The organism is Paenibacillus solanacearum, assembly GCF_910593845.1.
GTDB lineage: Bacteria > Bacillota > Bacilli > Paenibacillales > NBRC-103111 > Paenibacillus_G > Paenibacillus_G solanacearum.
The window spans coordinates 140,907-153,947 of sequence record NZ_CAJVAS010000015.1; the positions used below are offsets into that span (position 1 = coordinate 140,907).

At 56.6% G+C, this 13,041-nt stretch carries 12 protein-coding genes, 1 tRNA gene and 1 riboswitch; of the genes, 2 read left to right on the forward strand and 11 right to left on the reverse strand.

The features are described from left to right. Window positions 1-190: 190 nt before the first annotated feature. The 10 genes from glyA to ychF form a co-directional block, all read right to left on the reverse strand. Entirely contained in the window at window positions 191-1,438 is a 1,248-nt protein-coding gene (glyA, locus tag KXG62_RS17685; protein ID WP_218093315.1) for a serine hydroxymethyltransferase, read from the reverse strand. A 38-nt stretch (window positions 1,439-1,476) separates the two neighbouring features. Beyond that, the gene (locus KXG62_RS17690; RefSeq protein WP_218093316.1) at window positions 1,477-2,046 is read right to left on the reverse strand and encodes a TIGR01440 family protein; all 570 of its coding nucleotides are present in this window, start codon (window positions 2,044-2,046) and stop codon (window positions 1,477-1,479) included. A gap of 27 nt (window positions 2,047-2,073) precedes the next feature. Then, window positions 2,074-2,532, reverse strand: a complete 459-nt coding sequence (gene rpiB, locus KXG62_RS17695; RefSeq protein WP_218093317.1) for a ribose 5-phosphate isomerase B — start codon at window positions 2,530-2,532, stop codon at window positions 2,074-2,076. A gap of 196 nt (window positions 2,533-2,728) precedes the next feature. Then, window positions 2,729-2,809: riboswitch (ZMP/ZTP riboswitch) on the reverse strand. 83 nt (window positions 2,810-2,892) lie between these two features. Next, window positions 2,893-3,477, reverse strand: coding sequence for a low molecular weight protein arginine phosphatase (locus KXG62_RS17700; protein ID WP_218093318.1), 585 nt, complete (start codon window positions 3,475-3,477; stop codon window positions 2,893-2,895). A gap of 203 nt (window positions 3,478-3,680) precedes the next feature. After that, on the reverse strand, window positions 3,681-4,244 hold the full coding sequence (locus tag KXG62_RS17705; RefSeq protein ID WP_218093319.1) for a manganese efflux pump MntP: 564 nt from the start codon (window positions 4,242-4,244) through the stop codon (window positions 3,681-3,683). Between the two features lie 82 nt (window positions 4,245-4,326). After that, entirely contained in the window at window positions 4,327-5,391 is a 1,065-nt protein-coding gene (locus tag KXG62_RS17710; RefSeq protein ID WP_218093320.1) for an L-threonylcarbamoyladenylate synthase, read from the reverse strand. Window positions 5,392-5,422: 31 nt separating this feature from the next. Next, window positions 5,423-6,259, reverse strand: coding sequence for a stage II sporulation protein R (spoIIR, locus tag KXG62_RS17715; protein ID WP_425517352.1), 837 nt, complete (start codon window positions 6,257-6,259; stop codon window positions 5,423-5,425). Window positions 6,260-6,351: 92 nt separating this feature from the next. Continuing rightward, window positions 6,352-7,263: a peptide chain release factor N(5)-glutamine methyltransferase gene (prmC, locus tag KXG62_RS17720; RefSeq protein ID WP_218093321.1), complete on the reverse strand. Its 912-nt coding sequence runs from the start codon at window positions 7,261-7,263 to the stop codon at window positions 6,352-6,354. Next, on the reverse strand, window positions 7,256-8,335 hold the full coding sequence (gene prfA, locus KXG62_RS17725; RefSeq protein WP_218093322.1) for a peptide chain release factor 1: 1,080 nt from the start codon (window positions 8,333-8,335) through the stop codon (window positions 7,256-7,258). The genes prmC and prfA overlap by 8 nt, the downstream gene beginning before the upstream one ends. A gap of 149 nt (window positions 8,336-8,484) precedes the next feature. Then, window positions 8,485-9,585 carry a redox-regulated ATPase YchF gene (gene ychF / locus KXG62_RS17730; RefSeq protein ID WP_218093323.1) on the reverse strand — a complete coding sequence of 367 codons (1,101 nt, stop codon included), beginning with the start codon at window positions 9,583-9,585 and terminating at the stop codon, window positions 8,485-8,487. Window positions 9,586-10,012: 427 nt separating this feature from the next. Here ychF and tadA point away from each other — a divergent pair, with 427 nt between their 5' ends. Both tadA and KXG62_RS17740 read left to right on the forward strand, forming a co-directional pair. Then, entirely contained in the window at window positions 10,013-10,483 is a 471-nt protein-coding gene (tadA, locus tag KXG62_RS17735) for a tRNA adenosine(34) deaminase TadA (protein WP_281426873.1), read from the forward strand. Window positions 10,484-10,656: 173 nt separating this feature from the next. Next, window positions 10,657-10,733 (forward strand) — tRNA-Pro (locus KXG62_RS17740). A 151-nt stretch (window positions 10,734-10,884) separates the two neighbouring features. Here KXG62_RS17740 and KXG62_RS17745 read toward each other — a convergent pair. Beyond that, window positions 10,885-12,021: a site-specific integrase gene (locus KXG62_RS17745; protein WP_218093324.1), complete on the reverse strand. Its 1,137-nt coding sequence runs from the start codon at window positions 12,019-12,021 to the stop codon at window positions 10,885-10,887. Window positions 12,022-13,041 lie beyond the last annotated feature (1,020 nt).

The following is a 13,041-nucleotide window of genomic DNA, read 5'->3' on the forward strand; positions in this document are numbered from 1 at the left end:
TTGAGGTTCCTGTTCGGATTGGCACTCCGAAGCCCATTCGCACGTTGTCCCGACACTGATTCGCACCGTCCATCAGCTCTCTGCCGTCTTCGCAACGCCTACTCTTCTTCATCATCGTGTGCATTTGCTTTTCACCCATCATAGCACCGAAAGCCGGCCTCCGCAATAGAAGGACCGGCTTTCTTCCAAATTAATACGACAATCCCGGGTACAGCGGGTATTGGCTTGTCAAGTCTTTGACCATGCCGCGAGCTTTCTCGTGTACAGCCGCATCGGACGGATTTTTGAGCGTCAGCGCGATGATCTTCGCGATCGTCTTCATCGCTTCCTGATCCATGCCGCGGGACGTTGCGGCCGGCGTGCCGATCCGAATGCCGCTCGTTACGAACGGGCTCGTCGGGTCGAACGGGATGGCGTTCTTGTTGACGGTCACGCCGACTTCGTCGAGCAAATGCTCGGCGTCTTTTCCTGTAATGTTCAAGCTGCGAAGATCGATCAGAATCAAATGGTTGTCCGTACCGCCGGAAACCAGATCGACGCCTTCCGCCTTCAGTCCCTCTTCAAGCGCCTTCGCGTTGTTCACGACGTTCTGCGCGTACGTCTTGAAGTCCGGTTGGAGCGCTTCGCCGAACGATACGGCTTTGGCCGCGATGATGTGCATCAGCGGACCGCCTTGGGAGCCCGGGAATACCGCTTTGTCAATCGCGGCAGCCCACGGCTTGCGGCACAAAATCATCCCGCCGCGCGGACCGCGAAGCGTCTTGTGCGTCGTCGTCGTAACGAAGTGCGCGTGCGGCACCGGATTCGGATGCAGGCCTGCCGCAACCAGACCGGCGATATGCGCCATATCGACCATGAACAGCGCGCCTACGTCGTTTGCGATTTGCGCGAGCGCTTCGAAGTCGATAATCCGCGGGTACGCGCTGGCACCGGCTACGATCAGACGAGGCTTATGCTTGAACGCCGCTTTGCGAACGTCGTCGTAGTCGATGCGGGAATCTTTCTCGCTGACGCCGTAAGCCACGAAGTTGTACAAAATGCCGGATGCATTTACCGGGCTGCCGTGCGTCAAATGGCCGCCGTGCGCCAGGTTCATGCCGAGCACCGTATCTCCCGGCTTCAGCGCTGCAAGGTACACAGCCATGTTCGCCTGCGCGCCGGAGTGCGGCTGTACGTTCGCATGCTCGGCGCCAAACAACTGCTTCGCGCGGTCGCGGGCGATGTCTTCCACGATGTCGACATATTCGCAGCCGCCGTAGTAGCGCTTGCTCGGATAGCCTTCCGCATATTTGTTGGTCAGCACTGTGCCCATCGCTTGAAGCACCGCTTGGCTGACGAAGTTTTCAGAGGCGATCAGCTCGATTTTGTCGCGCTGACGTCCCAGCTCGAGGTTCATTGCCTCGACGATTTTCGGATCTTGGTTGCGTAAATGTTCCATGATGTTTTTGTTCCTCCCCATAATGAATATTCTATGTGTTAATCGCAAGCGCCACCGGATGCGGGAGCTTGCTGCTCATACACAGCTCTTGCCCCGCCGATCAGCTTCGGCCGGGTGAAGGCCGCGGCGACGGGCGCCTGTCCGATCATCCGAATCCGGGGACGGAACGGAACCGCCACCCGCTTCAGATGCATGCCGATCAACGTGCCGCCGATGTCGATGCCGGCATGCGCCTGCACCGTCTCCACGACAACCGCCCGGCTCCACTGCCTGTAGGCGTAGGCGGCCATCGATCCGCCGGCCTTCGGCACCGGAACGACGCTGACCTGCTCCAGGCCGTACCGTTCCATCGCTTCACGCTCCATCACGAGCGCCCGATTCAAATGCTCGCAGCATTGATACACGGGGTAAAACCCGAATTCCGCGCGAACAGCTTCCACCGCGTCGAAAATATGCTGCGCCACCGTCTGACTGCCCGACGTGCCGATGTGCTGACCGAGCACCTCGCTGGTGCTTGTCCCGACGACGAGCAGCTGGCCCGGCTCCAGGCGCCCGGCCTCCGCCAGCTCGCGAACGATCTGCTCTACTTGCGTGCGAATGTCCGTCATAATGCGCCGCTCCTTGTGCGAGTCCTGTTACGGTTGGGCCGCATACTTGTCTTCCAGCGCCTTCACTTTCCCTACGCGGTTTTTGTGGCGCTCGCCGTTCGAAAAGTCGGTCTCGAGCCAAATTTTGACGATCTCCTCCGCCACGCCGGGGCCGATGACGCGCTCGCCAAGCGACAGCACGTTGGAGTCGTTATGCTCGCGGGTCGCTTTCGCCGAAAACAAATCGTGAACCAGCGCGCAGCGAATGCCCGGCACTTTGTTGGCGGCAATCGTCATGCCGATGCCCGTTCCGCAAATCAAAATCCCTTTGTCGACTTCGCCGGACGTCACTTTCTCGCAGACGATCGACGCGTAATCGGGATAATCAACCGAATCGGCACCGTTCGCGCCGTAATCCTGCACTTCATGCCCAAGCGATTCGATGAACGGCTTGAGCACATCCTTTAAACGGTAGCCCGCATGATCCGCACCCATAGCAATTTTCATATTGTTTTCGCCTCCCAGCTATATGCAACGGCACACCGACATGTGCGGCGGTTGCGTTGATCCCATCCCTATGCAACTGCGGCTCTAGTGACAATGGCCGTTGACGATCCATACCATTTTCATTATAACCGAAATCGCGCATTGTAGGGCAACAACGAAAAAAGAGCATGCCACATGCGGAAATCCGCTTGCGAATGCTCTTTGCCCAGGCGACCGGCCGTATGTTCCGATGCTCCACTGTGGTTGTTTCCACTCGTCGCCAGTTACATCGGAACCCTGAATTGTCATACGCTTATCATAGCCGATTCGGCGTTCGCTGTAAAGCCTGTCTTTCCATAATGAACGCTTACCCAGCGAACGTCATTCAGATGCTTGGAGTTTGGTTACCAGCTTGATCAGACAAGCTTCGATTTCCTCCGCACACCGGCGGTAGGCATGCAGCGGTCCCCCGAACGGATCGGCAATATCCGGCGACGGGAGCTCCGCCCCCAGCGTCCGCAGCCTGGCCTGCTCCGCGTCCGTGATCGGCTGCGCCAGCGCTTGCTTCAACTGCAGTTCGCTGACGAAGCTTTCCAGTTCGGCCAGCTTGGCTGTTTCGGCCGGGTCGTCCTGCACATATTCTTTCAGCGTGTAGATTTTATCTACGGCTGCGGGATACAGCTGAATCGCATGCCTCTTGTGCGAAGAAGTCATGGTCAACACGAGATCCGACCAATCGATCAGCGGCTGGGACAAAAACGTCGAATGCGGCGGCCCCTCGGCCCCGCGTTCCTTCAGTACGGAAGCCGCATGATCGGACGTTGGCGTTCCGTCATAAGCCGCCACTCCTGCAGAACGCACCTCATACCCGGTCAAATTCCGTTCCGCCATCAGCTTTCGCAATATGCCTTCCGCCATCGGGCTTCGGCAAGTATTCCCGGTACATATGAACAAGATCCGGTTCATCGGTTTCTCCCACCTTCCTGCGGATTGCTTCCGGCTTCCCCGTAGACGATGGCAACGGCTGCCCTTCTGCATTAGGGAAGCACTTGTCTAGCGGCAATACTTTGCCGCGCATGGCACGTCCTTTTGTCGGACAGTCTCGCCATGGCCGCGCTCTTCTTATTTTACCCTAAAATGGCCGATTTATGGGCAAGTCCGGGGACGGTTCAAAATAAAAATTTAATGCCGAAAGCCAGTAAAATGACGCCGCCGAGCGCTTCGCCATATTCTCCGATCCATTGCCCGACGCGGCGGCCGAGCATCAATCCGATCACGGACATGAGACCGCCCATCGCTCCGAACATCAGCACGGTCAACACCGTGTCTCCGGCGAACATCCCTAGCGACAGACCGACCGAGAACGAATCGACGCTGACGCTGAACGAAAACAGCATGAGTCCCCAAAAGCTGCGGTGATCGACGGAACGGAGCTCGTCCGAGCGAAGCGAGCTGTACAGCATATGAGCGCCGAGCAGGACGAGCAGAACGCCTCCGCACACCGTCGCAACTTGTCCGAGCAGCGCGCTGATGTAGCCGCCCATCACCATGCCGCCAAGCGGCAGAACCATATGGAAAAGAGCGATCACGGCGCTAATCTTCAGCACATCGAGCTTCCGCACGCCCCTCATGCCGATGCCAAGCCCCAGCGACAGCGCATCCAGACCAAGGGCGGCGGCCATGAGCCAAATGGTCAACAGTTGCCCCCACACGAGCGGCGATGTCCAATCCATGCTACTTTCCTACCCCCTGTCCTGTTCTTAACCAACATATGCGGACAAGGGGCAAAACATGCTTGGCTCCCGGGCTGAACGACTATACGCGAACGATGCGTCCGCCGGCGGCTTTGCGCAGCCGGTTCATGACAGCCGCGCCGATCCCCTGCTCGGGACACGCCTCGGCGGCGATGAAGCTGACGCCCGCTTCGTCGAAGGCGCGCAGCGCGGCGTATAGCTCGTGCGCGACCGTATCGAGGTCGGCGAGCGTGCCGCAGACGACTTCGTGATCCGCGCAGAGGCGACCGGCATGTTCACGGTACGTGAGGACGCCGGTGCGCTCCCCGCGCGAGCGGGCTTCGTCGAGCTCGCGCTGCATACGAGCGAGCACCGGTTCAGGGGCGCTGCCCTGAACGAGCACCATCGCGCCCCGCGGCGCGTAGTGCGCGTATTTCATTCCGGGCGCGCGCGGCGCCTCGGGCTCCTGCTCGTGCTCGGCCGCCGTAGGCTCGAGCACGGTTACGTCCGGCAGCGCGTCGCGAAGCTGCGCTGCGGTAATGCCGCCGGGCCGCAGGATGTGGAGGGCCCCGTCCGGGCCGAACTCGACGACGGTCGATTCGAGCCCGACACCCGTCGGCCCGCCGTCCACGACGCCGGCGATGCGGCCGTCGAGATCCTCCAGCACATGCGCCGCGTGCGTCGGGCTTGGCCGCCCCGAGCGGTTCGCGCTGGGGGCAGCGATCGGGCAGCCGCTGGCAGCGATCAGTTGCAGCGCAACCGGATGGTCGGGCATGCGAATGCCGACGGTCGACAGGCCCGCGGTGGTCAGCGGAGACAGCACACCGGGCCGCGCCGGCAGCACCACCGTAAGCGGCCCCGGCCAGAACCGGTCCAGCAAACGCGAAACGGCCTCATCCGGCGGGGCGGTCAGCCCGGCCAGTTGAGACCTCTCGGCGATATGCACGATCAGCGGATTGTCGGACGGCCTGCCCTTGGCCGCGAAGATCGCCGCTACCGCCTCCGTATTGGTCGCATCGGCCCCCAGGCCGTATACCGTTTCCGTCGGGAACGCGACGACCTGCCCCTTTCGAAGCTGCGCTGCCGCTTCCGCCAATGCGTCGGCGCCGCCGGCCGCCGACATATCGACCTTCCATACCTTTGTCATTCCAATCCACCCTTTTCGTTCTTCGCGCAACTCACGCAAACAGGGAACCGACTTTCTTCAGCAAATCCCACAGGAAGAAGCGGATTTCCGGCTTCGGTGTGGCCGGTGCAGCGGCCAGCTGCTGCTCTTCGGCCTGTCCCGCCGTCTTGCCGTCTTTGCCTGCACTCCCCTTGGAAGCACCCGCTTCCTGAACCGTTTTGCCGTTGTTCGCCGATTTCACTGCATCCGCCGCGTTGCCGCCGGCGTTTTTTGCGGACTTGCCCGCTTTCGCGTCTTGACTTGCTTTATTCGTATCGGCCTCATCCGCAGCTGCAGCATGCGCCGTATTTTTCTTGACTATCATCTCCGAGTCGACGAAGCAGAGCGGAGGAAACAGCACGCACCACCAGTTCTGCCCTTCTGCCGCACCGATCGAGACGCGCAGCGCCTCATAGTCGCCGGCCGGATACACTTGATTGCCGTACATTTTCGTCGGAAACGGAACGACGCCCAGCTCCACTTTGTATTCGTAGGCGAATCCATTCGCGTGCAGCGTCTCGCCAACCAGCTTGTTCAGCTCCGGCAAGTGCTCGCGCACGACGGCACGCGCCGCTTCGATGCCTTGCGGCTCCGTTACCCAGCCGTTCATCTGCTCGATGATCGCATCCCTGACTTCCCGCTTCACCCATTGATCCGACGGTGCGTCGGAATTGGCCAAAATGCGCAAACGGATCGACTCCTGCGGAATGATATCGCTTGCCGTCTCCGCCTGTCCGGCCGATGCGTACAGCATGGCGTTCGAGCGATTCGACTCCCAGCACGTCATCATAACCATCAGAGCAAAAGCGATATAAGCATACCGTTTCCAACCGAACCGTTTGACCATCATCCGCAGCCCCTCTCGAACTCTTGCAACTCTAGTTGTCAGTATGTCCGAATTGAGAGAGTTTATACGTGCAAGTCTAGCAATCTATGAATAATTTATGCTAGAGACGGCTTCCGATAGGCGACTACATGCCGCTCGATGCCCCCCAAATCAGGAATAATCCGGACATCGTCCCAGTCCGCCGCCTGCTCCAGCAGACGCTTGACCTCAGCGGCTTGCCCTTGGCCGACCTCGAAGCCGACAAGCGCCGGCACGGCGGGCAGCTCCGCCAGCTGCGACGCAAGCCTCCGGTACAGCACGAGGCCGTCCGCGCCCCCATACAGCGCCGTCCGCGGCTCATACAGCCGCACCTCCGGCTGCAGCCCCGCTTCATCCGCCTCCGGGATATACGGCGGATTGGACACCACCGCATCGAGCCGGATGCCGCGCTCGATGTACGGGACGAGCAAATCGCCTTCATAGAAGGCGATTCGCCCGCCCATCCCGTTGCGCGCCGCATTCGCCTCGGCGACTTCCAGCGCGTCGCGCGAAATATCGGAAGCGAGCACGCGCCAAGCCGGGCACTGTGCGGCGAAGCTCACGGCAATCGCACCGCTGCCGGTGCCGACGTCGCACACAGCGGGACTCGCGTCCTGTCGCGCCGCCGCGGGGTCCCACAGCTGCCGGCCGAGCGTGACCACCGCCTCGACCAGCAACTCCGTCTCCGGCCGCGGAATGAGCACCGCCGGCGTAACGGCAAAGGGGAGCCCATAAAACTCCTGCTCCCCGATCATATATTGCACCGGCTCGCCGCTCGCCTTGCGCGCAAGCAACTGCTGCCAGTCAGCCTCCCGCTCCTGCGGGAACGGCTCTGCCCAGCGGATCAGCAGGCCGCTGCGGCTTTCGCCGAGCAGATGCTCGAGCAGCCGCTGCGCGTTTGCTTCCGGCTCCCGCACCCCGCGCTGCCGCAAAAAAGAAGAAGCCTCCGCATAGGCTTCACGTATCGTTAACCGCCGCGTATCAGACACCGGCGTATTCTCCTTTATCCATCTGCTCGGTTTGCGCAGCGATCGTCAGCGCCGAGATGATCTCGTCCATATCGCCGTTCAACACCGCATCGAGCCGGTGCAGCGTCAAGCCGATCCGATGATCGGTCACACGGCTTTGCGGGAAGTTGTAGGTCCGGATGCGCTCCGAACGGTCGCCCGTCCCGACTTTGCTTTTCCGCTCCGCCCCGTACTTCTCCATCTCTTCCTGCTGCATCTTGTCAAAGATCCGTGCGCGCAGCACTTGCAGCGCCTTCTCTTTGTTGGAGTTTTGCGATTTGCCGTCCTGACATGTCGCCACGATCCCCGTCGGAATGTGCGTCACGCGCACCGCCGATTTCGTCGTGTTGACCGACTGACCGCCCGCACCGCTCGAGCAGAACGTATCGACGCGAATGTCCGCGTCGTGGATTTCAATATCGAAGTCTTCCATCTCCGGCATGACGCCGACGGTCGATGTCGACGTATGAATCCGCCCGCCGGATTCGGTCGTCGGGATGCGCTGCACGCGGTGCGCCCCGCTCTCGAATTTCAGCTTGCTGTAGGCGCCTTTGCCGTTCACCATGAAGATGATTTCCTTGAAGCCTCCGAGATCGTTCATGTTCACATCGAGCACCTCGGTGCGCCAGCCCTGCGAATCGGCAAACCTCGTGTACATCCGGTACAAATCGGCCGCGAACAGCGCCGCCTCATCCCCTCCGGCCGCGCCGCGTATTTCCACGATTACGTTCTTGTCGTCGTTCGGGTCTTTCGGCATCATCAGCACTTTGATGCGCTCTTCGAGCTGCGCTTTCCGTTCCGTCAGCTCGTCAAGCTCCATCTTGACGAGCTCCTTCATTTCGTCGTCGAGCTTTTCGTTTTGCATAGCCCGCGCCGCTTCATACTGCTCCACTACGCTTTTATATTCCGTGTAAGCCTCGTACGTTTCCTGCAGATCGGATTGCTCCTTGGAATACTCCCGCAGTTTTTTCGAATCACCGGCTACATCCGGATCGCACAGCAGCTCGCTCAGTTTATCGTAGCGGTCCGCCAGCGCTTGAAGTCGATCCAGCATCGTCATACACCTCTTCTTTCTTCCATTTTCGTCGTTTTCCCTGCAGCTTATTCCTCATCGTCGTCCGAGTGGCGGTGTTTCCGTTTCAACCGGGCCCCTGCCCCAAGCCGCCGACCGTAACAACTTCCTGCGGATCGTAAGCTTAGCGGCTAAACGTTGAAACGGAAATGCATGACGTCGCCGTCTTGAACGACATACTCTTTACCTTCCAGACGAAGCAGCCCTTTTTCCTTGGCCGCATTCATCGATCCCGTGCTGGACAAATCTTCGTACCCGACCACTTCCGCGCGAATGAAGCCGCGTTCGAAGTCCGTATGGATGACACCGGCCGCTTGCGGCGCCTTCATCCCTTTGCGGATCGTCCACGCGCGAACTTCCTGCACGCCAGCCGTGAAGTACGTATACAATCCGAGCAGCTTATACGCCCCCTTGATCAGACGGTTCAAGCCCGATTCCTGCAAGCCGAGCTCCTCGAGGAACATTTGCTTGTCCTCGCCCTCCAGCTCCGCAATCTCCGACTCCACCTTCGCACTGATCGGCACCACTTCCGCTCCTTCCTGCGCCGCGTATTCGCGCACTCGCTGCACGAACGGATTGCCTTCGGCACTCGCCACTTCCGCCTCGCTGACGTTGGCCGCATATAACACCGGCTTCATCGTCAGCAGGTGCAGGTCGCGAATGAGCATCTTTTCCTCGTCGCTAAGATCGACGCTGCGCGCCGGCTTATCGTTATAAAGCGCCTCTTTGACCCGTTCAAGGCACTCTACTTCCTGGGCGTACTTTTTATCGCCGCCCTTCATATTTTTGCGGGAACGGTCAATTCGCTTATCTACCGAATCCACATCGGCCAAAATCAGCTCAAGATTGATCGTTTCGATATCGCTGATCGGATCGACCGTACCCGAGACGTGCGTAATGTTCTCATCCTGGAAGCAGCGAACGACGTGCACGATCGCATCCACTTCGCGGATATGTGCCAAAAATTTGTTGCCGAGGCCTTCGCCCTTGCTCGCACCCTTCACGAGTCCGGCAATATCGACAAATTCGAATGCCGTCGGCACAATGCGATTCGGTGTCACGATCTCCGCCAAACGGTCCAGGCGCTCATCCGGCACCTCCACCACACCGACGTTCGGATCTATAGTACAGAATGGGTAGTTCGCCGACTCCGCTCCCGCCTGCGTAATAGCGTTAAACAACGTAGACTTGCCGACGTTCGGAAGCCCGACGATCCCAGCTTTCAATGCCATTCCAAGGACAACTCCTTAATGTTATGTCTAGGTAAATTCCTAACTTAAGATTATACTACAAAAACAAGCCCCATGTCACCTTGCCATCCCATACAAATAATGGTTCCCGGTTTTTTCCTATGTCAGAAGGGTGTCCGTTTCGTTCCCCTTCGCCGGTTGGCCGTCCATCCCATAATATGTTAGCCGATCCATTGCGCTTGCTGCGAAAGCAGCGATTTGGGCCAAAAAATAGCGTATTCACATTTTCAACAATACTGTGGACAATCGGCTGTGCATAATGAAAAGTTGCGCTTTATCCCCGTTTTTTCTACAATGAGATGTGGAAACCGATAAGTTATCCACATTTTTATCCACAGCTGTTAACAACGAATGCTTGTTCGTTTATATTTCGTTGGCACGGTACACAAGTTTGAATGAGGTGCATGGATTGTCTTCTCTGGAATACACTCATGAATTTTATATGCGGGCGGCGATCGAAGAAGCCGGTAAAGCCGAGGCGATCCGCGAAGTTCCGATTGGCGCGGTCATTGTCCACGGCAATGAAATTATCGGCCGGGGCCATAATGTACGGGAAACGGCCCGCGACCCGCTCGCTCACGCCGAATTGATTGCCATCAAGCAGGCCAGCGAGTATTTGGACGCGTGGCGGCTGCTCGACTGCCGGCTTTATGTCACACTGGAGCCCTGTCCGATGTGTGCGGGAGCGATTGTGCAGGCCCGCATTCCTACCGTCATCTTCGGTACCCCGGATCCGAAGGCGGGCTGCGCGGGAACGCTGATGAACTTGCTGCAAGAGGAGCGGTTTAATCATCGCGTGGAGGTAATCAGCGGCGTGCTGCAGGAGGAATGCGGCATGATGCTGACTTCGTTTTTCCGAAAGCTTAGAGGGAAATCCTGACGAACGCCTTCGCGTGGTCGCCGCGTCCTACGGTCGTTTATTAAGCGATATATTATTTGCGGTTAACCGCGTGCGTTTGGGCATGCGGTTGGATAAGCAAATGGGGCTGGATAAGCTCTTTACATCTAAATTCCCCTATGATACTATAAAAATGCTTCGTCCTAAACGAAGATCGAGACGTGGCTCAGCTTGGTAGAGCGCTTGGTTCGGGACCAAGAGGTCGCAGGTTCAAATCCTGTCGTCTCGACCATCTATATGACATCGATAACCTTGAGAAATCAAGGTTTTTTTGCTTTTTCCTATAAAATTAAAACCGCCTGTGAGGGGTACTTCCCCTCCCCAGACGGTCAACTGGTCACGAATTGGTCACAACGGGCTAAATCTTAGAGTTATCCACATGTTCATACTACGTTCTGTGTCTGTTGCTGCCTGTTTTTGAACATCGCCCGGCTTGTCCCGGCAGCAGCCTCCTTCTGCATCCCCGGTGTAACATGTCCATAGGTATCTAACGTTACACGAGTCGTCGAATGACCGAGACGTTCGGCAATTATTTTGATGTTGACGTTTTCGGCCAACAACATCGTAACGTGTGTATGGCGTTGGCCGTGGAACGTAAGCTCTGTTACACCAGACTGCTTTATAATTCGATACATCGTCCTCAATACATTCCTAGGATTCACTGGGGTGCCTTTCCTCGTACATATAACCAGATCATGATCAATATATTCGTTCCCGGCTGCCAACCTCTCAGCAACAACCAGCCGTCGTTGCTTTAGAAGTTCTGGAAGAATCTCCTCAGGCACGTATAGGGAACGTAGGCTTTGCTTATTTTTGGCCTCCGAATAAAACTTCTTGCCATCATGGCTCAACGTCTGGCGGATAGTTAATAAGCCTGTTTCCAAATCGATATCTCGCCACCTAAGCGCTAGTATTTCTGCCTGCCTCATCCCTGTAGTAAGCGCCAGAAGAAAAGCCATGTACGACCTGTCCCCTCTGGCAGCTTCAAGAAAGGCCCAGGCAGTGTCGGTATCCCAAACGAACAACTCTTTCCTTCGAATACGTGGCGGATCGATTACCTCTGCCGGATTCTTTGCAATCAAACCCATTTTGACTGCACTTGCTAATGAACTGTAGAGGAGAGCGTACAACTTCCGCATATATGAATCGGATAAGTTCAACTCACGCATTTCGTTCAGAAACTTCTGTACTGCCGGGGACGTAACCTGCCGCAATTGTAGTCTCCCTAATTTCGGGATAACCTTCTTTGCAGCATAATTATAGCTGAGCCATGTCTGCTCCTTGACGGAATGCTTTTTAGTTTCAAGCCAGCTATTCAGGTAGTCACCGAGCAGCAACTTGGATGGCTCCACATAAGTACCGTTCAGCACCTCGCTTTCAGCCTTCGTGAGTGCTTCCTGTGCTTCTTTCTTTGTTTTAAAACCTCTCTGCTTTTTTTGCTTACGCTTCCCGTTCTCGTCAACCCCCAGTTCAAGTACGTAGTACCACTTTGAACCGTCTTTTCGTACTGATCCTGCCATTTTACTGCCTCCCATGGTGTTTATATTTTCCTAATCTCCATATACGAATCCGTAGGTGCTCCGATTAAGGGGGAAATTCTGGAAGATCCCCCCCGTTCCTATAATCGATTGAAATTTGCTCGGACTGAGCTTTGGTAGATAGCCACCTAGCTTCAAATGAAGATGCTCGACCGATGATCTACTTTGATACTACGCCAGCGACCATTGCGTTCCTGACTGTAAGAGTTAGCAGTTGTTCGTGTTGGTCCTTCTGGCGCTTCACTCCTTGCCTGCCCAAATTGGGGCTCGGAGTGCCTATTCTCGAAGGTGTTCATTGTCTACTCGCCTGCCCTCCCTTCCGCTTACGAAATTGCCCGGGCAGCGATAGTAAATAACATTCGATGCGAGTCGTAAACAAATTCGAGAGAGCGATTGGTATGAATCACAAAAAAAATTCTCCGGTAGTATCGGGAAATTACCCCGCCCAGTGCTTGAGCGGCGCTGTTTTTGGCCCAGGGTCGCGAAGAGGTACGTTTTATACCGGGGGAATATTTCTGGAGACTTGGTGCGGATTTGGGACATTTTACAAACTCAGTAATTCTTCCGTACCTCCGTATAAATTCCATGAGGATTCCTTGTTGCTATGTGTGCACATTACTGTTCTTTGAAAACCAATTATAGAAAGACCACATTCCAGAGAGTAGATACCTGAGGTAAGTTGCCGTAACACTTGCGGCGATCAAAAACCCAAATTCTCTATTTTATTGGATGGGATCGCTCAATCTAAAGTTATCTTTGTAGCTTTAGGTTGCTCTTTCGAGCCGTCAGTGCTTCAAGTCGTGCATACTAGTAGTTGGTTCCAAGGATGAATCAACGTGATGTCCCCTACCTAATTTTTCGAAGGGAATAGGGACGGGGACTGCTAGAGTGAAGGGCTGAAACTTTCAGCCCCTCCTCATCAAACCGTACGTGAGGTTTTCCCTCATACGGCTTTCCGATGTTCGTCTTTCATGTGCATGCAGATTACAAGAGCGTCTTTAA